The 21,918-nt window shown below is 65.1% G+C and carries 22 protein-coding genes; 11 read left to right on the top strand and 11 right to left on the bottom strand.

The annotated features are described in order from the left end of the window. Positions 1–5: 5 nt before the first annotated feature. Positions 6–917 carry a sugar kinase gene (locus EWH12_RS00785; RefSeq protein WP_129925390.1) on the bottom strand — a complete coding sequence of 304 codons (912 nt, stop codon included), beginning with the start codon at positions 915–917 and terminating at the stop codon, positions 6–8. Positions 918–1,072: 155 nt separating this feature from the next. Here EWH12_RS00785 and EWH12_RS00780 point away from each other — a divergent pair, with 155 nt between their 5' ends. Both EWH12_RS00780 and EWH12_RS00775 read left to right on the top strand, forming a co-directional pair. Further along, entirely contained in the window at positions 1,073–3,043 is a 1,971-nt protein-coding gene (locus EWH12_RS00780) for a hybrid sensor histidine kinase/response regulator (protein WP_129925389.1), read from the top strand. Positions 3,044–3,164: 121 nt separating this feature from the next. Next, positions 3,165–4,082, top strand: coding sequence for an alpha/beta fold hydrolase (locus tag EWH12_RS00775; protein ID WP_129925388.1), 918 nt, complete (start codon positions 3,165–3,167; stop codon positions 4,080–4,082). Here EWH12_RS00775 and EWH12_RS00770 read toward each other — a convergent pair. After that, entirely contained in the window at positions 4,038–4,970 is a 933-nt protein-coding gene (locus tag EWH12_RS00770; RefSeq protein WP_129925387.1) for an NAD(P)H-dependent flavin oxidoreductase, read from the bottom strand. The two genes, EWH12_RS00775 and EWH12_RS00770, sit on opposite strands and share 45 nt — an antisense overlap. 135 nt (positions 4,971–5,105) lie before the next feature. On the opposite strand from EWH12_RS00770, the gene EWH12_RS00765 reads away from it, so the two are divergent. Further along, entirely contained in the window at positions 5,106–6,164 is a 1,059-nt protein-coding gene (locus EWH12_RS00765; protein ID WP_129925386.1) for a hypothetical protein, read from the top strand. Between the two features lie 49 nt (positions 6,165–6,213). On the opposite strand, the gene EWH12_RS00760 is transcribed toward EWH12_RS00765, so the two are convergent. Beyond that, positions 6,214–6,564, bottom strand: a complete 351-nt coding sequence (locus tag EWH12_RS00760) for a DUF2794 domain-containing protein (protein WP_066600939.1) — start codon at positions 6,562–6,564, stop codon at positions 6,214–6,216. Beyond that, positions 6,564–7,283, bottom strand: coding sequence for a serine O-acetyltransferase EpsC (gene epsC / locus EWH12_RS00755; protein ID WP_129925385.1), 720 nt, complete (start codon positions 7,281–7,283; stop codon positions 6,564–6,566). Before epsC ends, EWH12_RS00760 begins: the two co-directional genes overlap by 1 nt. Positions 7,284–7,454: 171 nt before the next feature. Between epsC and EWH12_RS00750 the strand changes: the two genes are divergently transcribed. Together EWH12_RS00750 and EWH12_RS00745 are read left to right on the top strand one after the other, a co-directional pair. Continuing rightward, positions 7,455–8,228: a sulfite exporter TauE/SafE family protein gene (locus EWH12_RS00750; RefSeq protein WP_066600937.1), complete on the top strand. Its 774-nt coding sequence runs from the start codon at positions 7,455–7,457 to the stop codon at positions 8,226–8,228. 39 nt (positions 8,229–8,267) lie between these two features. Further along, entirely contained in the window at positions 8,268–9,197 is a 930-nt protein-coding gene (locus tag EWH12_RS00745; protein ID WP_129925384.1) for a hydrogen peroxide-inducible genes activator, read from the top strand. A gap of 89 nt (positions 9,198–9,286) precedes the next feature. Here the strand turns inward: EWH12_RS00745 and EWH12_RS00740 are convergent, their stop codons facing one another. From EWH12_RS00740 to pgsA, 3 genes are read right to left on the bottom strand one after another with little or no spacing between them, the layout of a single operon-like run. Next, positions 9,287–9,733: a molybdenum cofactor biosynthesis protein MoaE gene (locus EWH12_RS00740; RefSeq protein ID WP_066600933.1), complete on the bottom strand. Its 447-nt coding sequence runs from the start codon at positions 9,731–9,733 to the stop codon at positions 9,287–9,289. Further along, positions 9,730–9,990: a MoaD/ThiS family protein gene (locus EWH12_RS00735; RefSeq protein ID WP_066600931.1), complete on the bottom strand. Its 261-nt coding sequence runs from the start codon at positions 9,988–9,990 to the stop codon at positions 9,730–9,732. Before EWH12_RS00735 ends, EWH12_RS00740 begins: the two co-directional genes overlap by 4 nt. A gap of 6 nt (positions 9,991–9,996) precedes the next feature. Then, complete coding sequence (pgsA, locus tag EWH12_RS00730; protein WP_066600929.1) at positions 9,997–10,560, bottom strand: CDP-diacylglycerol--glycerol-3-phosphate 3-phosphatidyltransferase; 564 nt, start codon at positions 10,558–10,560, stop codon at positions 9,997–9,999. 132 nt (positions 10,561–10,692) lie between these two features. On the opposite strand from pgsA, the gene EWH12_RS00725 reads away from it, so the two are divergent. Continuing rightward, complete coding sequence (locus EWH12_RS00725; RefSeq protein WP_066600928.1) at positions 10,693–12,003, top strand: MFS transporter; 1,311 nt, start codon at positions 10,693–10,695, stop codon at positions 12,001–12,003. 20 nt (positions 12,004–12,023) lie between these two features. Here the strand turns inward: EWH12_RS00725 and EWH12_RS00720 are convergent, their stop codons facing one another. Beyond that, complete coding sequence (locus tag EWH12_RS00720) at positions 12,024–12,221, bottom strand: hypothetical protein (RefSeq protein WP_066600926.1); 198 nt, start codon at positions 12,219–12,221, stop codon at positions 12,024–12,026. 120 nt (positions 12,222–12,341) lie between these two features. Between EWH12_RS00720 and EWH12_RS00715 the strand changes: the two genes are divergently transcribed. After that, positions 12,342–14,369: a transglycosylase domain-containing protein gene (locus EWH12_RS00715; protein WP_422917704.1), complete on the top strand. Its 2,028-nt coding sequence runs from the start codon at positions 12,342–12,344 to the stop codon at positions 14,367–14,369. Positions 14,370–14,567: 198 nt separating this feature from the next. Here the strand turns inward: EWH12_RS00715 and EWH12_RS00710 are convergent, their stop codons facing one another. Then, a complete protein-coding gene (locus EWH12_RS00710) occupies positions 14,568–15,338 on the bottom strand; it encodes a phosphocholine cytidylyltransferase family protein (protein WP_066600924.1) in 771 nt (256 codons plus the stop codon). 113 nt (positions 15,339–15,451) lie between these two features. On the opposite strand from EWH12_RS00710, the gene EWH12_RS00705 reads away from it, so the two are divergent. After that, positions 15,452–16,771 carry a lipopolysaccharide biosynthesis protein gene (locus EWH12_RS00705; protein WP_129925447.1) on the top strand — a complete coding sequence of 440 codons (1,320 nt, stop codon included), beginning with the start codon at positions 15,452–15,454 and terminating at the stop codon, positions 16,769–16,771. A gap of 5 nt (positions 16,772–16,776) precedes the next feature. Here EWH12_RS00705 and EWH12_RS00700 read toward each other — a convergent pair whose 3' ends face one another. Further along, positions 16,777–17,874 carry an NAD(P)/FAD-dependent oxidoreductase gene (locus EWH12_RS00700; protein WP_066600922.1) on the bottom strand — a complete coding sequence of 366 codons (1,098 nt, stop codon included), beginning with the start codon at positions 17,872–17,874 and terminating at the stop codon, positions 16,777–16,779. Next, positions 17,871–18,833, bottom strand: a complete 963-nt coding sequence (locus EWH12_RS00695) for an alpha/beta fold hydrolase (RefSeq protein ID WP_242495913.1) — start codon at positions 18,831–18,833, stop codon at positions 17,871–17,873. The genes EWH12_RS00700 and EWH12_RS00695 overlap by 4 nt, the downstream gene beginning before the upstream one ends. A 42-nt stretch (positions 18,834–18,875) precedes the next feature. Between EWH12_RS00695 and EWH12_RS00690 the strand changes: the two genes are divergently transcribed. The 3 genes from EWH12_RS00690 to EWH12_RS00680 are packed head-to-tail and all read left to right on the top strand — an operon-like array spanning position 18,876 to position 21,903. After that, positions 18,876–19,349 carry an A24 family peptidase gene (locus EWH12_RS00690; protein WP_066600921.1) on the top strand — a complete coding sequence of 158 codons (474 nt, stop codon included), beginning with the start codon at positions 18,876–18,878 and terminating at the stop codon, positions 19,347–19,349. A gap of 51 nt (positions 19,350–19,400) precedes the next feature. Further along, a complete protein-coding gene (gene cpaB, locus EWH12_RS00685) occupies positions 19,401–20,414 on the top strand; it encodes a Flp pilus assembly protein CpaB (protein ID WP_129925382.1) in 1,014 nt (337 codons plus the stop codon). 1 nt (position 20,415) lies between these two features. Continuing rightward, positions 20,416–21,903, top strand: a complete 1,488-nt coding sequence (locus EWH12_RS00680) for a type II and III secretion system protein family protein (protein ID WP_129925381.1) — start codon at positions 20,416–20,418, stop codon at positions 21,901–21,903. Positions 21,904–21,918: the final 15 nt, after the last annotated feature.

Here is a 21,918-nt window from a genome sequence, read left to right as displayed (position 1 = left end):
GGGGATCAGCCGTAAGGCGCCTCTGCATCACGCGCCGGGATCGCGCCGCGGTGGCCGATATTCCAGCCGGCAAGGCGATGCCCGGCCAGCGCCGCCTCATGCGGGCTGGCGCCGGCAAGCCAGGCGTGGAGATAGCCGCCATTGAAAGCGTCCCCCGCTCCGCTCGAATCGATGACGTCCAGTTGGCGCGGGATCGGCACGACCTCGCCCGCGACCAGGCAGCCGTCGCCGCCCAGCTTGACGACCACGTCCTTGCCCTCACCCACGCCCCAGCGCGCAGCCGCATCGCGGGCGTCGTCCGCCTCGCCCATCTCGACTTCGTCCGCCAGGGTCGGCAGACCCACGTCGCTGATCGCGATCGCCCGGTCGCGCCAATGGCGCGCGGTCGCAGCATCATCCCACAGCCGGGCGCGATAATTGCCGTCGAAGGCGATGCGGCCGCCTTGCGCTCGCACCTGCGCGCACAGGTCCAGCAGCGCCTCCCGCCCGGCATCGGGCAGGATCGCCAGGGTGATGAGCGAAAAATAGAGCAGGTCCGATCGCGCCGCCTGCGCCACCATGGCCGCGCTTTGCGGCAGGTCGAACATCCGCCGCGCCGCCGCCTCGCTGCGCCAATAATGGAAACTGCGCTCGCCCGCCGCATCCGTCTCGATGGCGTAGAGACCGGGCAGCCTGCCCTTCGCCGCGATCACCAGCGACGTGTCCACGCCCTCCGCTTCCCACTGGGCGCACAGCTGCGCGCTCATCGGATCAGCGCCGAGCGCGCTGGCGAGGCGCACTGTGTCGCCCGCCCGCGCCAGATGGATCGCCGTGTTGATGACGTCGCCGCCATAGCGCAGGTTCCAGCTGTCGCCATCGCCGCGGCTCAGTTCCAGCATCGCTTCGCCAATGACCGTGATCGTCGCCTTCGTCGCCATGCCCGCTCCCTGCGCAATAGAGCCGGCGTGGTGCGCAGCGCGGCGTTTCAAGTCAAGGGGGCGGGCCGTGCAAGGCCATGGAACGATTGCGTCGCAGCGCCGTTTTGCCAATGGCAAAGAGAGCACCGTCCGCCGGCGCTTAATTCGGGGACATCATGATTACCGCCTCCACTGACGAAACAGGCAATCGCTTCGAACTTATGGTTCAAAGCGTTACCGACTACGCCATCTACATGCTCGATCCCACGGGCATCGTGGCCAGTTGGAACGCGGGCGCGCGCCGCTTCAAGGGCTATGAGGCGGATGAGATTATCGGCCAGCATTTTTCGCGCTTCTACACGCCGGAGGATTTGGCGAGCGGCGTGCCCGCCATGGCGCTCTACGCCGCCGAGCATGAAGGCCGGTTCGAGTCGGAGGGATGGCGCGTCCGCAAGGATGGGGGACGTTTCTGGGCCAGCGTGGTGATCGACCCGATCCGCGCGCCCGACGGACGCCTGCTGGGCTTCGCCAAGGTGACGCGCGACCTGACTGAGCGTCGCGCCGCGCAGGACGCCTTGCGCGCGAGCGAGGAACGCTTCCGGCTGCTGGTCCAGAGCGTGACCGATTACGCCATCTACATGCTGGACCCCGTTGGCACGGTGACGAGTTGGAACATGGGCGCGGAACGGTTCAAGGGCTACAGGGCCGAGGAGATATTGGGCCAGAATTTCTCCCGCTTCTACAGCGAGGAGGATCGGCTGGCGGGCCTCCCCTCCCGCGCGCTCCATACCGCGCAGAGCGTGGGCCGGTTCGAAGCGGAAGGCTGGCGCATCCGCAAGGACGGATCGCGCTTCTGGGCCAATGTCGTGATCGACCCGATCCGCACCCCGGACGGCACATTGCTGGGCTTTGCCAAGATCACCCGCGAACTGACCGAACGGCGCGAGGCGCAGCGCACGCTCGACGAAGCGCGCGACGCCATCATCCAGACGCAAAAAATGGATGCGATCGGCAAGCTGACCGGTGGCGTGGCGCATGATTTCAACAATTTGCTGGCGGTGATCGTGGGCAGCCTGGACCTTGCCCGGCAACGGCTGGCCACCGGCGGCGACATCGCCCGCTATCTTGACAATGCCATGACCGCGGCCGAGCGCGGAGCGACCCTGACGCAGCGGATGCTGGCCTTTGCGCGCAAGCAGGAACTGAAGCTGCAGAGCATCGACTGCATCACATTGGTGCAGGGCATGACCGAATTATTCCGTACCACGCTGGGCGCGGCGGTGGCCATAGAGATGCGCTTTCCGCCGGCGCTGGGCGCGGCCCATGCCGACCCTTCGCAACTGGAGCTGGCGCTGCTCAACCTGGCGGTCAATGCGCGCGACGCCATGCCGGACGGCGGACGGATCATCGTCGAAGCGGCGCAGATGATCGTCGCGCAGGACGAAAGGCCGGATTTGGGCGCTGGCGACTATATCCGCCTGTCCGTGATCGACGAGGGCGAGGGCATGGACGCCACGACGTTGGAGCGCGCGCGCGAACCCTTCTTCACTACCAAGGGCGTGGGCAAAGGCACCGGCCTTGGCCTGTCGATGGTGCATGGCTTCGCCCAGCAATGCGGCGGATCGCTGACGATCGCCAGCGAACCCGGCGTCGGCACCAGCGTGTCGTTATGGCTGCCGATGGCGCAGGTCGACGCGAATGCCCGGCACATCGCCATGGTGGTGGAGGATATGCACGACCCCGATACGCCTCTGGTCATATTGGCGGTGGATGACGACGATCTGGTGCTGACGAACACCGCCGGCATGTTGGAGGATCTGGGTCATACCGTGTTTCAGGCGTCTTCCGGCGCCGATGCGCTGCGGTTGTTGGAGCGCGGCAGCGTGGACCTGGTCGTCACCGATCATGCCATGCCGGGCATGACCGGCGCGCAACTGGCCGACGCGATCGAGCAGATGCAGCCCGGCCTGCCGGTCGTCATTATCACTGGCTTTGCAGAGCTGCCGCCGCACGCCACGCAGCGCCTGCGCCTCGACAAGCCCTTCAGGCAGGCGGAGCTGGCGCGCACGGTCGCGACCGCCATGCGCGCTGCGCTGACGGCGGCGATCGTGGAGCACGGACCCGATCCTTCCCTTCCCGGCGGCTGATCCACTTTTCGAAAAGCTCGGCTGAAATATTGGAAAGGCGGCATTTTTCGTCGCTCTTTGCTTGCAACACCGGTGCAGTTCCCTGATGGGGTCCATATCTGTTCCCAGCCCGCAGGATCGCATGGACATCTTGACCGCGCCGACCCCGACTTCGCATTTCTTCACGTCTTTGCGGACTCGGCTACACTATCTCGACTGGGGCAATCCGTCAGCGCCGACGCTGATCCTGGTGCATGGCGGTTTCGACCATGCGCGTAGCTGGGACTGGACGGCGCGGGCGCTGGCGCGGGACTATCATGTCATCGCCCCGGATCTGCGCGGCCATGGCGACAGCGACTGGTCGCCCGACGGCTCTTATATGATGGCCAATTTCGTGTACGACCTGGCGCAGCTGGTCGACCTGCTCGACCGGTCGCCCGTGACGATCGTGGGCCATTCGCTCGGCGGCGCGATCAGCCTGCGCTATGCGGGTCTTTTCCCATATAAAATACGCAAGCTCGTCGCGATCGAAGGACTTGGCCTGTCGCCGCAACGTCTGAAGGAAAAGGCCGAGGAGTCGGCGCCCGACGCCTGGCGCGAATGGATCGACACCCGCCGCGCTGGCGCCCGTCGCACGCCGCGCCGCTATCCCACGATCGAGGCGGCGATCGGCCGGATGCGCGAACGCAACGAACATCTGACGGTCGAACAGGCGCTGCACTTGACCAGCCACGGCGTCAATCGCAATGAAGACGGCAGCTACGGCTGGAAATTCGATCCGTATCTCAAGGGCATGGCGCCGCAAGCGGGCACCGATGAGGAACTGCCCGACTTCTGGAAGCGGATCAGTTGTCCCACCCTGCTGTGCCTGGGCCAGGATAGCTGGGCATCCAACCCGGAAAAGGACGGTCGCATCCTCCATTTCAGCGACGCCCGGCTGGTCGAGTTCGCCGATGCCGGCCACTGGCTGCACCATGACCAGTTTGACCGCTTCATCGGCGAGGTTCGCGGCTTCCTAGAGGGTGAAGCCGGCGACAGCCGCACGGTAGTCCGCCTTTAACCCCGCGACGAAATCGGCGGTCGGCTGCACCTTGTCGACTGCGCCGATGCCCTGGCCACAACCCCAGACGTCCCGCCACGCCTTCTTCTCGCCACCGGTCATCGCCGCGAAATCCATGTCCTTCGCCTTGGGCAGGCTGTCGGGGTCCAGCCCTGAAGCAACGATGCTGGGGCGCAGATAATTGCCATGGACGCCGGTGAACACGTCGGAATAGACGATGTCGGCTGCATGGCTGTCGACGATCATCTGCTTGTAGGCGGGGTCGGCATTGGCCTCCGCCGTGGCGATGAAGGGCGATCCCATATAGGCGAGGTCCGCGCCCATCATCCGCGCGGCGGCGATGGCGCGGCCGGTGGCGATCGATCCCGACAGCGCCAACGGCCCGTCGAACCATTGGCGGATTTCCTGGATCAGCGCGAAGGGCGACAGCGTGCCGGCATGGCCGCCCGCCCCCGCCGCCACCGCGATCAGGCCATCGGCGCCCTTCTCGATCGCCTTGCGCGCGAACATGTCGTCGATGACATCATGCAAGACGATGCCGCCATAGCTGTGAATCGCCGCATTCACATCCTCGCGCGCACCGAGCGAGGTGATGACCAGCGGCACGCGATATTGGACGCACAGCGCCAGATCCTCCTCCAGCCGCGCATTGCTGCGATGGACGATCAGGTTGACGGCGAAGGGCGCATCGGCGTCGGTCAGTTCCGCCTGCAACTGCTGCAACCACGCCTCGAACATGCCCGACGGCCGCGCATTGAGCGAGGGAAAGGCGCCGACGATCCCTGCGCGGCATTGCGCCATGACCAGGGCGGGTTGCGAGATGATGAACATCGGCGACCCGATCAGCGGCAGCGCAAGGCGGCCTTCCAGCAATGTCGGCAGGGTCATGGAACAGGCGTCTCCTCTATTATGCCACCGCGCTAACACCGCTCGACCCGCGGAAAAAGGCCAAAAACAACTGTATTGATGTATTAATACAGCAATGTTATAACGGCGTTTCCAGACGAAGTCGGGAGCAGGACGATGTATAGCGAGAGCGATCTACAGGATGCCGTAGCGGCGGGTGCGATGCCCGCGCAGGCGGCGCAAGCGTTGCGCGATCATGTGGCGGCGCGGCGCGCTTCGCCGATGGTCGATGAAGAACATTTCCGGTTGCTGACGGGCTTCAACGACATTTTCGTCGCGATCGCCAGCGTCCTGTTGCTTCTGGCCGTAGGCTGGCTCGGCAATGGCCTGCGATTCGGCGCGCCGGACCATCATCCCGCCTTCATGGCCGGCCTGCTGGTCGCGGCGGTCAGTTGGGGCCTGGCCGAATATTTCACCCGGCGCCGGCATATGGCGCTGCCCTCCATCCTTTTGCTGGGCGGCTTCGTTGGCGGCATCGTCTTTGCTATCGGCGCCCTGGGCGCGCAGATGTTTCCCGATGCGGGCGACAGCCTCGCCTCGATGATCCTGTGCGTCGCGGCTGGCGCCGGCGTGCTGGCGGCATGGGCGCATTGGCGGCGCTTCATGGTGCCGATCACCGTAGCGGTCGGCGCGGCGGCGGCCGCGGGCGTGGGCGTCAGCCTGGTCATGGCCGCCATGCCCGGCAGCATGACCCTGCCTTTCACCCTTCTGCTGGTCGCTGGCCTCGCCATCTTCGCGCTCGCCATGTGGTGGGACATGAGCGACCGCGCCCGCACCACGCGCCGGTCCGATGTCGCCTTCTGGCTGCACCTGGCCGCTGCGCCGATGATCGCGCATTCGCTGTTCCACCTGCTGGGCGTGATGAACGGCGACGAGATCAGCGCCGCGCGCGCCGCGCTGGTGATCGCCCTCTACGTCGCCTTCGGCCTGGTCGCGCTGGCGATCGACCGGCGGGCGCTGCTCGTCTCCAGCCTCGCCTACGTCCTCTTCGCCCTCTACGGCCTGTTTCGCCAGGCCGGTGCGGTGGAGATGTCCTGGGCGCTCACCGCTCTGGTGATCGGGTCGGCGCTGCTGCTGCTGTCGGCGCTATGGCACCATGCCCGCGCGCTGATTGTGGGCGGCCTGCCGCCGCGCCTTTCGGAACGCCTGCCCTATCTGGATCGCGCCGTCGCGTGACGGCAAAGGCTGTCCCCTGCTTGGCGGCGGGGGACAGCCAGCGTGATGGTCAATCCTCGACAATGCGCAGCAATTTGCGTTCGACCGGTGCCAGCACGCCTTGCAACTCCTGGCCGCGCTTCAATATCTGGCCGCTTTCCCCTACCAGCGCCCACATGCCCTGCCGATGGCGCAGCGCCGGGCGCTTCTCGATCCGATATTCGGGGCGTTCGGCGGAACGGCGGAAGGCGCTGAAGATCGCCGCCTCCTGCCCCATATCCATCGCATAGTCGCGCCAATGGCCCGCCGACACCATGCGGCCGTACAGATCCATGATCCGTTGCAGTTCCAGCCGCTCGAACCCGACCTGACCGTCCTTCGGCCCCGCTCCTTGATGGGGAAACGGCGTCACATTGGTCATCAGGCCCGGCCGCGCTCCTTGAACAGCGGCGCATCGTCATCATCGGCCAGCACGGGCCTCTGGCGCTCCGCCATCAGTTCGGCAAGACGCTTCTGCAATTGCTCAACCTCGCACTGGAGCATTTCCAGCTTCTGCTTTTCCGGGTCGAAACAGTCCGAACAAGGCGTGCCATAGGGCATGAAGTCACGCTGATAGGCGGTTACATCGACCAGCATCGCCCGCGCCGGAATGCCGACCATGGTTGCGCCATCGGCGACATCCTTGGTCACCACCGCATTCGCGCCGACCCGCGCCCGCGCGCCGACATTGATCGGTCCCAGCACCTGCGCACCCGACCCCACGATCACGCCGTCGTTCAGCGTAGGGTGACGCTTGCCGGCGATGCCGTTTGCGGGATCGGTGCCGCCCAGCGTGACATTCTGGTAGAGCGTCACATCGTCGCCGATCTCGGCCGTCTCGCCGATCACGGTAAAGCCATGGTCGATGAAGAAGCGTTTGCCGATCTTCGCGCCCGGATGGATGTCGTTGCCGGTCAGGAACCGCGACAGATGGTTTACCGCGCGCGCAAGGAAGAAGAGCCGCGCGCGATAGAGGCGATGGGCCACCCGATGAAAGGCCAGCGACCAGACGCCGGGGTAGAGCAGGATTTCCGCACGGGACCGCGGCGCCGGATCGCGGGATTTTATCGAATCCAGATAGGAAATGAGGTTGCGCACCATCCAGACGTCCCTGACCGTTCCTAGACTTGTTGTGAACACCCTATATAAGAGGGATTGCCCGGCTTTTCCAGATGGCGCGCTAACCGCGCTTTTTCGCTGCAAATAGAAACTTGCTTGGCGGCACGCGATATACCAATCATGGAAGTAGACAATTCCAGTGAGGGGTAGCGGATGATCGACACTTTTATCGCCCATTTCGGCGAAATCCTGCCTTTCATCCTCGTCGGATTCGGCGCGCAGATCATCGACGGCGCGCTGGGCATGGCTTATGGCGTCATTTCCAGCACCCTGCTGCTGACCCTGGGCGTGTCGCCCAGCCGCGCCTCCGCCAGCGTCCATGTCGCCGAAACCTTCACCACCGGCGTATCGGCGATCAGCCATATCCTGCACCGCAATGTCGACTGGAAACTCTTCGCCCGGCTCATCATTCCCGGCGTGATCGGCGGCGTCAGCGGCGCCTATTTTCTGTCCAATATCGACGGCGCGGTGATCAAGCCTTTCGTTCTGGCCTATCTCGCCGCGATTGGCTTTTACCTCATCTGGCGCGGCTTCCATCTGCCGCCCAAGCCGCGCGATCCCAAATGGGTCGGACCGCTAGGCCTGATCGGCGGCTTCATGGACGCCAGCGGCGGCGGCGGCTGGGGACCGATCGTGACGTCGAACCTGCTGCTCCAGGGATCCAGCCCGCGGCACACGATCGGCACGGTCAATACGGTCGAATTCATCCTGACCCTGTCGATCAGCCTGACCTTTCTCCTCCATCTGGGCTGGGAAGCCTTCACCACCTATACGCTGGGCCTGCTGATCGGCGGCGTCATCGCCGCGCCCTTCGGCGCGATGCTGGCGCGCCGGGTCGCCCCCCGCATCATTTTCACCGCCGTCGGCGTGATCCTGACCATCACATCGCTGTTCGGTGTCGCCAAATATCTTGGATATATCGGCTAAAACGCTTATATTCGGATTTCTGATCGAGGAATCCGATAAATGTCCAGTTACCTGCCCACGCTCAAACAGCTGCAATATCTGGTTGCGCTCAAGGAACAGGGGCATTTCGGCAAGGCCGCCGACAGTTGCTTCGTCACCCAATCGACCCTGTCGGCGGGCATCCGCGAACTGGAATCGCTGATCGGCGTCACCTTGGTCGAACGCACCCGCCGGGTGGTGCGCTTCACCGCCCTGGGCGATCGCATCGTGGTCAAGGCGCATCGCGTGCTGCGCGAGGCGGAGGAGCTGGCCGCCATCGCCGAGGCGTCGGGCAAGCCGCTGACCGGCGAGTTGCGGATGAGCGTGATCCCGACCATTGCGCCCTTCCTGCTGCCGCGGATGCTGCCCAGGCTGCGCGCCGACCGGCCCGACCTCAAACTCTATCTGCGCGAGGAAACGACCCAGGCGGGGATCGAATCGCTACGCCACGGCCATGTCGATTGCGTGCTGATGGCGCTGCCCTTCACCATGGGCGAGGTGGACAGCGAAATCCTGTTCCAGGACCGGCTCTATGTCGCCTTCCCGCATGACGAACCACGCGATCCGCCCGAATGGATCGGCCCCGACATGATCGACGAGAGCAAATTGTTGCTGCTGGAGGACGGCCATTGCCTGAAGGACCATGCGCTGGCCGCCTGCAACCGCCCGGACCTGCGCGCCAGCGCGACCATGATGGGCACATCGCTGCACACTCTGATCCAGATGGTCGACAATGGCCTGGGCATGACCATGATCCCCGAAATGGCTATCGCGAGCGGCATATTGGAACACACTCGGATCGTCGCGCGGCCGTTGCAGTCGGATCGCGCCTGGCGCGACATCGCGTTGGTGTGGCGCAAGAACAGCCCGCGCGAAAAGGAATTTCACCTGCTGGCCGGCATCTTGCGCGACGCCGCGGCGCTGAACTGCCGGTTGCCCGAAGCGGCTTAACTGCAAATAATCGTTGGTTTCGAGCGAAGTTGAGAAAAGCTGGCACAGGGCTATTCCTTTTCGACGTCGCTCGAAGCGAACGGAGGTTGTCAGCTACGCCAACCCTGCGCCTTCGCCTCATCCTCGGCCCGCGCCTCGACCCATTGAGTCGCACCGTCGCCAAAATGCTCCTTCTTCCAGAAGGGCGCGTCGGACTTCATCCAATCGATCAGGAAGGCGCAGCTTTCCAGCGCAGCGGCGCGATGGCGCGACGCCGTGCCGACGAACACGATGCGCGCGCCCGGTTCCAGCCGCCCGAAACGATGGATCACGCTGACGCCCAGCAGCGGCCAGCGGGCCAGCGCCTCCTCCACGATCCGGTCGACCTGCGCCTGCGTCATCGCCGGATAATGTTCCAGTTCCAGCGCAATCAGACCGCCCTCCTCCCCGCGCACTATTCCGGTAAAGCTCGCCACGCCGCCACCGCCCAGCGCCTCCAGCGCGGCCAGTTCGGCGGCCACATCGAAATCCGCCGTCTGGATGGCGATCCGCTTCATCCGCCCGTCACCGGGGGAAACAGCGCCACTTCGCGCGCATCGCCGATTGGCGTGTCCAGCGGCGCGAAACGCTGGTCGATCGCCGCGCGCAGCCGGGTCGGATCTTCCAAAGCCTGCGCATAGCCACCACCCCGCGCGGCCAGCGTCGCGATCAGATCGGCCACGCTGCTATCCGGCGCGGGCCGCTCGACTTGCTCCTCGTCGCGGCCGATGACTTCGCGCACCCAGGCGAAATAGACGATGGTCAGTTCCGCCATCGCCGGTCAGTCCATATGCTTGATGCCGACGCGCAGATAGTCCCAGCCGGTGACCAGCGTCAGCATCGCCGCTGCCCACAGGGTGAATATGCCGACCGTCTGAACGAAGGGGATATGAGGCACCGCCCCGGCGAGAATCAGCGCACCCAGCGCGATGATCTGAAACGTGGTCTTCCACTTCGCCAGGCGCGACACCGGCACCGACACCTGCAGCCCGGCCAGAAATTCGCGCAGGCCCGACACCGCGATCTCGCGCAGCAGGATGATCATCGCGGCGGCGATATGGATGCCCGCTATGTCGCGGGTCGCGGCCAGCATCAGGATGACCGCGCCCACCATGATCTTGTCGGCGATGGGGTCCAGAAACACGCCCAGCTTCGACACCGTGCCCTGCGCGCGGGCGAGGTAGCCGTCGAAATAATCGGTCACGCCCATCAGGCAATAGAGGGCGAAGGCCAGCGCATAGCCGGTCGTCCAACGCGCGCCCTGTTCGGCCGGCCACAGCAGAGCGACCAGCAACGGCACCGTCACGATCCGCGAAAGCGTCAGCAAATTGGGCAGCGTGAGCATCGCCGCGAACTGCCACAGTCCGGCGCGGCATACAAGCAAAGCTGTACGCCCATGCCCAACCCATTGGACACAGACGTCGGCAACCGCTAGACCCCGCCCCGGTCGCTCACGGAAAAGAAGACGCCCCTATCCATGCAAGCCTCTCTCAGGCTCTTGAACAAGCGCCGTTTTCTGCCGCTTTTCATCACTCAACTGCTCGGCGCGTTCAACGACAATCTGTTCAAGAACGCGATGGTCCTGTTCGTAGTGTATCAGGTGTATAATGACGAGAAGTCGGAAACCTGGTTCAGCGCGCTGGCCACGGGCCTGTTCATCCTGCCCTTCTTCCTGCTGTCGGCGCTGTCGGGCCAATTGGCCGACCAGCGCGACAAGGCGGTCATCATCCGTTGGGTAAAGGCGGCCGAAATCGGCATCATGGGCGTGGGCGCGATCGGCCTTGGCCTCATTTGGAGCGGCATTGCGGTCCACACGCTGGCGATTCCGCTGCTGCTGATCGCGCTGTTCGCCATGGGCATCCATTCGACCTTCTTCGGTCCGATCAAATATGCGATCCTGCCCCAGCATCTGCATGACGACGAAGTGCTGGGCGGCACCGGCCTGGTCGAAGCGGGCACCTATATCGCAATCCTGGCCGGCACGATCCTGGCCGGCCTGATCCCGGTGGAGATCGCCGCGATCGGCATTATCATCACCGCGCTGATCGGCTATGTCGCCGGTCGCAAAGTGCCTTCCGCGCCGTCGCTGCTGGAACAGCAGCCGATCGACTTCCACATCATCCGCTCGTCCGTCGCGCTGGTGCGTGGCACGATGCATATCCGCCGCCTGTTTCTAGCGATCATGGCGATCAGCCTGTTCTGGGCGGTCGGATCGATCCTGTTCATCCAGTTCCCGCCGCTGGTGAAGAATGTCCTGACCGCCGACAAGCCGGTCGCCAGCCTGTTCCTGGCCATCTTCTCGATCGGCATCGCGATCGGCTCCGTGGCGATCAACCGGCTGTTGCAGGGCCATGTCTCGGCCAAATATGCGCCCGCGTCAGTGATCGGCATGGGGCTGTGCATCGTCGCCTTTCACATCGTGTGCGACCTGTGGACGCCCTCGCCGGACGGGCAAATGCTCTCGCTGACCGGCTTCCTGGCCCATCCGCTGGCGATTCCCCTGTCGTTCTGCCTGCTCGGCGTCGCGACCTTCGGCGGCATGTTCGTGGTTCCGCTCTACGCCTTCCTGACCACGACGGTCGAAAAATGCGAAGCGGCGCGCACAGTGGCGGCCAATAATATCGTCAATTCGGGCGCGATGGTGGTCGGATCGCTCTGCGCCATCGGCCTGAGCATCGCCGGCGTATCGGTGGTGATGCAACTGCTGCTGGTCGCCTTCCTGACGCTGCCCTGCGCGGCGATGGCGTGGAAGCTGCACAAGGCCTGCGACGGCCCTCTATGCCACTGACCGGACACCCGGTCGGACGTTCAGAAAATGAAGCTGTAGAAGGCCGTGAAGAAGGCCGCGAAGCTCAGGCCGAAAAGCTTCCAGTCGCTGTCGTCGTCGCTGACGCGCTTTTTGCGCGCGGACATATGGTCCGCCACGCGCAGCACATGGGCGGGCAGCCGCTGGCGGAAGGGATGGCGGGCCGATTCGGTGGTGAGGACGAGGGGTCGGTTTCGCATGATGATTGGTTAACGCGAAATTTACCATTTGGACCAGTCCCGATCGCGGCTAATTTCGCGCTGTCCCGGTGCGGGACAGGCTTGACTGTATGATATGAATAACACAGTATGACCCAAGACATGCCCGATTCCGCCCCACTCGATCCCTTCGCGCAACCCCCGCGCGAGTTCGGCGCGGGTCCGCCCAGCGCCTTCGCGCGGCCCACGCCCTGGCGTCGCCGGCTTCAGATCACCGGATGGGTGATCGCCGCAAGCCTCGCCGTGCTGATGATTCTGGTCGCCTGGCTCGCGGTCACGGCACCGCTCTCCCGCTCGCTCAAGCCCATCGCCCCGCCCAGCATCAGCCTGACGTCGGCGGACGGCCACCTGATCGCCCGGCGCGGCGCGGTGATCGACCGTCCGGTGACGATGGCCGAACTCCCCGCCCATGTGCCGCAGGCGTTCATGGCGATCGAGGATCGCCGCTTCATGACCCATTGGGGCGTTGATCCGCGCGGCATCGCCCGCGCGATGTGGCATAATCTCTGGTCGGACGGATCGTCGCAGGGCGGCAGCACCATCACCCAGCAACTCGCCAAGGGCGTCTTCCTGTCCAGCGACCGCACCTTCGGCCGCAAGGCGCGCGAGGCGCTGATCGCACTCTGGCTGGAAGCGTGGCTGACCAAGGACCAGATCATGGAGAGATATCTCTCCAACGTCTATTTCGGCGACAATGTGTACGGCCTGCGCGCCGCGGCGCTCCATTATTTCAACCGCGCGCCCGAACGGCTGACCATCCCGCAGGCCGCGATGCTGGCGGGGCTGCTGAAGGCGCCCTCCCGCCTCGCCCCTACCAGCAACCTGAAAGGCGCGCGCGCGCGCGCCGCGCTGGTGACGCAGGCGATGGTCGATGCGGGCTATCTCGCCCAAGCGGAGCGCAACGCCCTGCCCCCCGCCCGGCTCAACGTCCATGACACGCCCGACGCCACCACCGGCACCTATTTCGCCGACTGGGTGCTTGCCGACGCGCGCGACCGCGCCGGGGCCGTCTATGGCGAACAGAAGATCGAGACCACGCTCGACTGGCGCATCCAGCGCCTTGCCGAAGCCGCCATCCGCCGCGCGCCCCTTGGCGGCGCGCAGGCCGCTTTGGTGGCGATGAAGCCCGACGGCAGCGTCGTCGCCATGGTCGGCGGCAAAAATTACGCCAAGAGCAGCTTCAACCGCGCGGTGCAGGCCAAGCGTCAACCGGGATCGACATTCAAGCTGTTCGTCTATCTCGCCGCCTTCCGCGCCGGGATGACGCCCGACGACATGATCGACGACACGCCCATCACCACCGGCGCCTATCGCCCCGCCAATCATGGCGGCAAATATCGCGGCCGCATCACCTTGCGCCAGGCGTTCGCAGCATCGAGCAATGTCGCGGCCGTCCGCCTGACGCAAAAGGTTGGCGTCGACAACGTCATTAAGGTCGCCCGCGACCTGGGCGTCACGGCGCCGCTGACCGAGGATCTCAGCCTCGCGCTCGGCACATCGGAAATCCCGCTGGTCGAACTGGCCGAGGCCTATGCGGCGGTCGCTGCCGGCGCCTATCCGGTGCTCGCCCATGGCCTGCCGCCCGAGGAACAGGGCTGGTTCGAAAAGCTGATGCAGCGCCAGCGGCAATTCAGCCAGGATCAGCTCGACATGATCCGCGACCTCCTCTCCTCCGCCGCCAATCGCGGCACCGGCAGCGCGGCGGCGCTGCGCACCAGCACGTTCGGGAAAACGGGTACGACGCAGGACAGCCGCGACGCCATCTTCGTCGGCTATGCCGGGGGCCTCGTGACCGCGGTATGGATCGGCAATGACGACAACGCCCCCCTGCCCGGCGGCGCGGCTGGCGGCGGCGTGCCTGCGCGCATCTGGCGCAATTTCATGAGCGGCGCGATCAACGAGCCGGTCGAGGACGCGCCGGAGGAGACGCAGGACGCCGACCTGGTCAACGCCATCGCCAATGTGACGGTGGAAACCGGCATCGGCAATGTCGGGCTGGGCGTGGACGAAGGCGGCATGACGGTGAATATCGGCGGCGGGCCAATACGTTTGCCGATCGCCCCTTCAGGCACGCCACCACCGAGGATAGCGCCGACGCAGTTGGATGAGGGCGAGGATAGCGGGCCTTAAGGGGCGATGGCTGCCCAATGCGGATGCACGCAGATTGCGCAGGTGGCGCGTCGCTGGCGCATCAGCGTCGCGTGCGAGTCGCGCAGGCGTCGTGGCCCCATGCCGGCTTAACACGCGCTCCGCGCCTACGTCACCGCCACTATTGGCCGATTTCACCCGACAACGGAGTGAACTTCTGCCTCTCGCCCGGTGCGCCGCCTATTTTCCGTACCGCCCCTGCGCTACCCACTTCGCCGTCAGCGCCTTGGCCGCCTCGACATCTTGGTGGAAATCGACCTCCTGCCACTCCAGCCCCTCGATCGAGGCGGTGCCGACGCGGTTGCCCTTGGCGATGATGTCGATGGCGCGCAGATACCAGCGTTCGACGCCTTCGGGGGTGCGCATCATCTGGTCGATCTGGTTGCGGAAAATCGCCGGGCCTTCGCCGGTGAAGGCCAGCATACCGATCGATTCGGCATTGGTGTCGGGCGGCAACAGCCGCTTGCCGATATGATGCAACCGGCCGCTTGCGTCCCGGTTCACCTTCATGTCGTCATCGTCATAATCACCGTCCGCCTTTATATCGACGGTGACGGTGATGGCGTCCTGCGCCCCGGCGATCAGGCGTGCGACGATCTCGTCCGATATGATGGTGTCGCCGTTCAGGATGATGAAGTCGCAGTCCATCTCCTCCCGCACGATCCAGCAGGTGCCCAGATTATCGGCGACCTGGAAGAAGGGATTGAACACGCAACGGATGCGCGCGCCCGTTTCGCGATACAATTGCAGCGCATGATCCTCGACCCGCTCGGTACGGAATCCGGTGACGACGACGATATCGGTCACGCCATTGGCGACCAGTGCGGCGATCTGCCAACTGATGAGGGTGCGACCGTTGAACTCGATCATGCATTTGGGCACGTCGCGGGTCAGTGGAAGCAGGCGCGAACCCTGGCCGGCGGACAGGATGATGGCTTTGGTGATCGTCATGGGGGCGGCATTAGTCGGCAATCTTGCCAAAAAAAAGGCGGCATTTGCACTCGTTCCTGCGCTCGCCTAAAGCGCGGCGTGCTCCTGCGCAAATGAAGGACCAGTCGTCGGTGATGTTCAAACGCGGATCGGGGCAGACAAGCGACGGTTTCGCCCGCATCCTGGCCAATACCGGCTGGCTGCTGGGCGGCAAGGGCGTGGGCGCGGTGTTGAGCCTCGCCTATCTCGCCATCGTCACCCGCACGCTGGGCGTCGCGGATTTCGGCCGTTTCGCCCTTGTGCTGAGCGCAGCCAACGTCATCAAGACGCTGGTGAGCTTCGACAGCTGGCAGATCGTCGTGCGCTATGGCCAGCCGCATGTGACGGACGGGAATGGCGACGCCCTCAACCGCGTGCTGCGCTTCTGCATTCTGATCGACCTTGCCTCGGCGGTCGCCGGCGGCCTGATCGCCGCGGCCATCATCCTGCTCTTCGGCGATCTGCTGGGCCTGGATTCAGGGATGGGCGGGCCGGACATGGGATGGCAGGTCTGGGCCTTCTGCATGGTGATGATGATCACCATCCGATCCAGCCCGACCGGCATATTGCGCCTGTTCGACCGGTTCGATTCGGCCGCCTTCGCCGAAACCATGATCCCCGTCGGGCGGATGATCGGCGCAGGCGTGGCGCTGGCGGTCATGCCCGACATCAGCGGCTTCCTGATCGCCTGGGCCTTTGCCGAACTGCTCTGCGCCATAAGCTACTGGTATCTTGCGCTGAAGGTCGGACGCGGACGGATCGGTAATTGGCGCACCGGCCGGGCGCTGGACGCGCGCCGCGAAAATCCCGGCATCATCGGCTTCCTGACCGCCACCAATCTCCAGACCAGCCTGTCCTCCATCGGGCAGCAGGTCGCGGTGCTGATCGTCGGCGGCTTCGTCGGCCCGATGGGCGCGGGCCTCTACCGCCTCGCCAACCAGCTCGCCAATTCGCTGACCAAGATTTCCAGCCTGCTCTCGCGCAGCATCTTCGTCGAACTGTCCCGCACCAACACGCATGGCAAGGACGCGCTGGGCGCGCTGTTCCGCCGCACAAACCGGCTGGCGCTGGTGGCGGGCGCGGTCATCATCGGTCTGATCGTGACGATCGGCCATCCGCTGCTGGGGCTGATCGCGGGCAAGGATTTCGTGCCCGCCTATCCGCTGCTGCTATTGCTGGGGATCGCGGCCTGCATCGACCTGGTGGGGGTCAGCTATCGCCCGTTGCTGATGGCGACCGACCGGGCCGGCCTGTCGCTGCGCATCACCTTCGTTTCGACCCTGCTGCTGCTGGGGCTGCAATCGGCGCTGTTGCCGCTTTACGGCACGCGGGGCGCGGCAATGGCCAATGTCGCCGCCGCGCTCGCCGGTTTTGCGATGATGGGACTGGCCAGCCGACGCGCCATGCGCGGTTGAAGGCGTTAGCGAAACCGGGCTGGCGAATAAGCGCCCGGATCAAGGCTGGCGAAGGGCGGCGTTTCGCCCCGGATCAACGCGCTCGCCAGCAACGCCGCGGCAGGCGCGGTCTGGATACCGAAACCGCCCTGCCCGGCGAACCAGAAGAATCCCGGCACGTCGGGGTCGAAGCCATAGACAGGCGCGCGATCGGGCGCGAAGCTGCGCAGCCCCGCCCATTTCCGTTCGACCGCCGCGATCGGCCAATCGACCGCTTCCTCGAACCGGGCGATCGCCTCCGCCACCGCAAGTTCCTCCGGCGCGGCATCGCAGGGCGGCGACCATGATTCGTCATGCGGGGTCAACCACAACCGCCCCTGCCCTTCCGGCTTGAAGTAGAAGCGTTCGGACAGGTCCATGACCAGCGGCAGATCGGCCGAGGGCATCGTGGGCACGCGCAGTTGCGCCACGGTTCGTCGTAAAGGCTGGATGCCGATAGGGGCAACGCCGCAGGCGACCGCGACCGCATCGGCCCATGCCCCCGCCGCATCGATCAGCAGGCGGCACCGGATCGTCCCCTCGCTCGTCTCGATCCGCCAGCCATGTCCGTCGACCCGACCCGCAACCAGCATCGTGCCGAGCCGAATCTCGCCGCCCGATCGGCGGAAGCGGCGCAAATAGGCCGCATGGAGCGCCGCCACGTCGATATCCTGGCAACTCGCCTCCAGCACACCCAGCGTCCAATCCGGCCGCAAACCCGGCACCAGCGCCGCGGGATCGACAAGCTGCAAATCGACCTTGCCGGCAAATTGCGCGAGCAGCGCATCGCGCCGCGCTTCATCCCCTGCCCGTCCGATATGGAGCGTCCGCCGCGGCGACAGGAAACCGCCGTCGTGAAAATCGGCATCGGGCGTGGCGAGGAAAGACCCTGATGCCGTGGTCAGCGGCTGCACCTCCGCCCCGCCATAAGTCTCCTCCCAAAAGGCGACCGAACGGCCGGTGGCGTGATAACCCGGCCGATCCTCCATCTCCAGAATCAGCACGCGGGCGTCGGCCGCCAGATGCGCGCCAAGGCTGGCCCCGGCCATGCCGCCGCCGATGATGACGATATCCGGGTTATTCAACGCGCGGCCTCGTCCAGAAAAGCGTCGATCCGGTGAAGCGCGTCAAGGCGCACCGGGTCCAGCTCGCGCAATATCTCGTGCGCCGCCTCCCGGCCATAAATATGCAGCCGGGCGCTCGCGATCCGGCTCGCGACCTTGACGATGGCGGGCGTGGACACAAGCTGGTCCGCCTTGGTCGCCAGCACCAACAGCGGCGTCGCGATGCGGGCGATGGCGTCGCCTTGCGCCAGCGCCTGCGTCGAGTCCAGCGCCTGCAACACCCAGTTCCAGCTCGGCGGACCCAGCGCAATGTCGCGGCTATGATCGCGCCACCAGATTTCGTCGGCATAGCGGTCAGGATCATGCGTCAGTCTTTTCTGCCGCATTCGCCGCTGGCGTTCCGACTGCTCCTTCTGCGTCCAGGCGGGCAATTCTCCCCGACCCGTCCCCACCATGAAACGGGCGATCGCCACCGCCAGCCAGCGCGGCAAAGGCGCGCTATGGACGCCCAGCATCGGCGCGACCACGGCCGCCGCGTCGGGCGACGGCATCCCTTCGGCCAGCGCGCGCAACAGCATATGGCCGCCCATGCTGTGCGCCACCATCGCGGTCGGCCCGTCGCCTTCCGCGCGCCAGTCGGCCGCCAAGGCGTTCAGATCCACGATCCAGTTGGCAAAGTCGTCGATATGACCGCATAGGGGATCGTCGGTCAGTCGGCCCGATCCGCCCTGCCCGCGCCAGTCGAAGCTGGTCACGGCCCAGCCGCGCGCCGCCCAGTGATGGATGACCTCCAGATATTTTTCGATCATGTCGCCGCGGCCGCCCATCACCAGCATCCGCCCGCGCGCGCCCGAACCCAGCCGATAGCGACGGATCGGCCAGCCATCGGGCGCGGTCCAATAGTCCAGCCGCCCGCCTATCGGCCAGGCCCGCCGGTCGAATGCGGCAACGGGGAAGTCGGGTGAATCCATCTGTTCCATGGTTACGCTTTGGTAAGCCATATGGTCTAGGGGATAAGCCCCATGAACGGGGAAATTTTCCGATTGGCGCTGATAGGCGCTTTGGGCGCGCTGCTGATCGCGGCGGCGATCACGGATTTGCGGTCCCGCATCATTTCCAACCGCCTGAACCTGACGGTCGCGGCGCTGGCGCCCCTGTGGTGGCTGGCCAGCGGCCTCGACCTCTGGCCCGGCGTCGCCGTGCAACTGGTGGTCGGCGCGATCGTTTTCGCCCTTTTCGCCGCGCTGTTCGCAGCCGGCATGATGGGTGGCGGCGACGTCAAGCTGCTTGGCGCTTTGGCGCTATGGTTCCCATGGCAGGCCGTGCTGTCCCTGATCGTCCTGATGGCGATGCTGGGCGGCCTGGTGACGATCGTCACGGTCATCCATCACCGGATGACCAAAAGGCTGGGACAGCCTGAAATTCCTTATGGCGTCGCCATCTCGATCGCAGCCCTGTGGTTGCTTGGCGAACGATATCTTAACCATTTTGCGTGATGAGTGGGGCACTGGGGGCAGTGCACCCATTTGAGGGAGGCGAATTTCGTCATGGATGCTAAGAAGATCGTGCTGCTGGTGGGGGCGCTTATCATAGCGGTCACTACAGCCTTGCTTGCGCGCAGCATGTTGAGTTCGTCGAGCGCGCCACAGGTGAACGCTGCGGCGATGCCGAATGAAGCCGACCAGCCCCATGTGCTGGTGGCGACCAAGGCTCTCCCCGTGGGCACCATTTTGGACGCGGAAAGCTTCCGTTTTCAGCCCTGGCCGAAAGATCTCATCGAACAGGCCTATTATCTCAAGGGTCAGGCAGATCCCGCCAAGCTGGCCGGCAGCGTCGTGCGCTCCGCCATCACGGCCGGACAACCGCTGACGCAGGGCGGCATCGTCAAGCCCGGCGATCGCGGCTTCCTGGCCGCTGCGCTCGGCCCTGGCATGCGCGCCGTGACGGTGCCCGTGTCGGCGCAAAGCTCGGTCGCAGGCTTCGTCTTTCCGGGCGACCGCATCGACCTTGTCCTGACGCAGAGCGTCAATGGCGGCGGCGATGGCGATCCGCTGCGGGTTTCCGAAACCATCCTGCGCAACCTGCGCGTGCTCGCCACCGACCAGCGCATGGATGCGATGGGCGCCGACGGCAAACCCGAAGTGCGCACCTATTCCAACGTCACCATCGAAGTGACGCCCAAGATCGCCGAGAAGATCGCGGTTTCGCAGACCATCGGATCGCTGTCGATGTCGCTCCGGTCGATCGCGGACACCGCGTCGGATCTGGATGCCGCCATTGCGGGAACCGACGTGGATCTGCCCGACGGCGCCAATCCCAATGCCGAAAAATCGATCATTGCGAAGCTCGCCTCGCGCCCCGTCGATCGCGGCTCCACCTATTCGACCGGCGCCGACGTGTCGCGCTACCAGCGCAGCTCGGTCCCGGCAAAGGCCGAAGCGCCGATGTCGCCGATGGTGGCCGCCAATGGTGCGCCCATAGGCACCGTCGCCTTCAAGGGGCCGGTGATCCGCGTGGCCCGCGGCACTAACGTGACCGAAGTTCCGGTCGGGGGGAAGTAAGATGAAGAGCCTGCACAATCGCGCTCCGCGGCTTGCCGCTCCCGCGATCGCCTTTGGCCTTGCGATCGCTACGATCGCAGCGCCCACCACGGCCCTCAACGCCGCGCCGTCCAGCAATCAGGACAATGCGATCCTGATGTCGGTCGGTGGCAGCCGGGTCGTCAACCTGCCGTCCAAAATGTCGGACGTGGTGATCGCCGACCCCGATGTGGTCGACGTTCATGTCCGTTCGCAGAACCAGCTTTATCTGATCGCGAAGAAAGCCGGAGAAACCACCGTCTTCGCCACCGCGCCCAACGGCAAGGTGCTGTTTTCGGGGACGGTCCGCGTCGGCAATAACCTGACCAGCATCGATGATATGCTCCGCCTGGCGATGCCCGACGCAAACATCGCGGTCAACAAGATGAACGGCATGGTCCTGCTGACCGGCACCATCAAGGCGCCGGAAGACGCGGCTGAGGCCGAGCGTCTGACGCAGGCCTTCGTCGGCAAGGAAGTGACCGTGGTCAGCCGCCTGCGGATGGCGACCCCCTTGCAAGTGATGCTGCAGGTCAAGATCGCCGAAGTCAGCAAGGATATCGGCCACAAGATCGGCACCAACTTTTCAAGCATTGACCGCAGCGGCGGCAGTACCGCTGGCTTTATCGGTGGCGGCTCGCGCAATTTCGTTGAATTTAACGAAAATGGCGGCGGAACCTTCACGACGCCGGCCGACGGTGGTTACAGCCTGGGCGGCGTGGCGAGGCTGTTTGGCTTGGACATTGCCGGCGCTTTGGACCTCGCGGAATCGAGCGGCCTTGCAACGGTGCTCGCGCAGCCCAACCTTACATCCTTGTCGGGTGAGACCGCCAGTTTCCTGGCCGGCGGCGAATATCCCTACACGATCAACAATGGCGCCAACAACGGCAACAGCATTGAATTCAAGCAATATGGCGTGCAGTTGGCCTTTACGCCGACGGTGCTGGCTGACGGCCGCATTTCGTTGCGGGTCCGCCCGACCGTGTCGAGCCTGGACTTTTCGATCAACACCGACGTGCCCGCGCTCAAAAGCCGCACTGCGGAAACCACCGTCGAGCTGGGTTCGGGTCAGGCGTTCATGATCGCAGGCCTGCTTAACAACGAAACGGGCAACACCGTCAATAAGGTGCCATTATTGGGCGAACTGCCGATTTTGGGCAGCCTGTTCAAATCGCGCAGCTTCCAGCGGTCCGAAACCGAACTGGTCATCGTCGTCACCCCCTATCTGGTCAAACCGATGAATGCATCGGACGTGCGCCTGCCGACAGACGGCTTCCGCGCCGCCACCGAAGCGCAAGGCCTGTTCATCCAGCAGGGCAGCGATGGCGTCAGCGGCGCACGCGGCAAGATGCCGACCCGCGCACCCGGTTCGCCGATGCCGACGCCCGGCCCGCAAGCCGCCGCCGCCCTGCCCCCGGTCGCCGCCAAACCGGGCAAGCCCGGCGCCGTGGCCCCCGGTTTCAGTTTCTGACGGAAGGACGACACG

The organism is Sphingobium cupriresistens (genome assembly GCF_004152865.1).
Lineage (GTDB): Bacteria > Pseudomonadota > Alphaproteobacteria > Sphingomonadales > Sphingomonadaceae > Sphingobium > Sphingobium cupriresistens.
Note: the sequence above shows the minus strand (reverse complement) of the source record. Positions and strands in the feature narration are given on the sequence as shown.

Bases quoted from the DNA above. Each gene is read 5' to 3' on its own strand.
- EWH12_RS00785 (WP_129925390.1), bottom strand. From the start codon at position 917: ATGGCGACGAAGGCGACGATCACGGTCATTGGCGAAGCGATGCTGGAA.
- EWH12_RS00780 (WP_129925389.1), top strand. From the start codon at position 1,073: ATGATTACCGCCTCCACTGACGAAACAGGCAATCGCTTCGAACTTATG.
- EWH12_RS00775 (WP_129925388.1), top strand. From the start codon at position 3,165: ATGGACATCTTGACCGCGCCGACCCCGACTTCGCATTTCTTCACGTCT.
- EWH12_RS00770 (WP_129925387.1), bottom strand. From the start codon at position 4,970: ATGACCCTGCCGACATTGCTGGAAGGCCGCCTTGCGCTGCCGCTGATC.
- EWH12_RS00765 (WP_129925386.1), top strand. From the start codon at position 5,106: ATGTATAGCGAGAGCGATCTACAGGATGCCGTAGCGGCGGGTGCGATG.
- EWH12_RS00760 (WP_066600939.1), bottom strand. From the start codon at position 6,564: ATGACCAATGTGACGCCGTTTCCCCATCAAGGAGCGGGGCCGAAGGAC.
- epsC (WP_129925385.1), bottom strand. From the start codon at position 7,283: ATGGTGCGCAACCTCATTTCCTATCTGGATTCGATAAAATCCCGCGAT.
- EWH12_RS00750 (WP_066600937.1), top strand. From the start codon at position 7,455: ATGATCGACACTTTTATCGCCCATTTCGGCGAAATCCTGCCTTTCATC.
- EWH12_RS00745 (WP_129925384.1), top strand. From the start codon at position 8,268: ATGTCCAGTTACCTGCCCACGCTCAAACAGCTGCAATATCTGGTTGCG.
- EWH12_RS00740 (WP_066600933.1), bottom strand. From the start codon at position 9,733: ATGAAGCGGATCGCCATCCAGACGGCGGATTTCGATGTGGCCGCCGAA.
- EWH12_RS00735 (WP_066600931.1), bottom strand. From the start codon at position 9,990: ATGGCGGAACTGACCATCGTCTATTTCGCCTGGGTGCGCGAAGTCATC.
- pgsA (WP_066600929.1), bottom strand. From the start codon at position 10,560: ATGCTCACGCTGCCCAATTTGCTGACGCTTTCGCGGATCGTGACGGTG.
- EWH12_RS00725 (WP_066600928.1), top strand. From the start codon at position 10,693: ATGCAAGCCTCTCTCAGGCTCTTGAACAAGCGCCGTTTTCTGCCGCTT.
- EWH12_RS00720 (WP_066600926.1), bottom strand. From the start codon at position 12,221: ATGCGAAACCGACCCCTCGTCCTCACCACCGAATCGGCCCGCCATCCC.
- EWH12_RS00715 (WP_422917704.1), top strand. From the start codon at position 12,342: ATGCCCGATTCCGCCCCACTCGATCCCTTCGCGCAACCCCCGCGCGAG.
- EWH12_RS00710 (WP_066600924.1), bottom strand. From the start codon at position 15,338: ATGACGATCACCAAAGCCATCATCCTGTCCGCCGGCCAGGGTTCGCGC.
- EWH12_RS00705 (WP_129925447.1), top strand. From the start codon at position 15,452: ATGTTCAAACGCGGATCGGGGCAGACAAGCGACGGTTTCGCCCGCATC.
- EWH12_RS00695 (WP_242495913.1), bottom strand. From the start codon at position 18,833: ATGGAACAGATGGATTCACCCGACTTCCCCGTTGCCGCATTCGACCGG.
- EWH12_RS00690 (WP_066600921.1), top strand. From the start codon at position 18,876: ATGAACGGGGAAATTTTCCGATTGGCGCTGATAGGCGCTTTGGGCGCG.
- cpaB (WP_129925382.1), top strand. From the start codon at position 19,401: ATGGATGCTAAGAAGATCGTGCTGCTGGTGGGGGCGCTTATCATAGCG.
- EWH12_RS00680 (WP_129925381.1), top strand. From the start codon at position 20,416: ATGAAGAGCCTGCACAATCGCGCTCCGCGGCTTGCCGCTCCCGCGATC.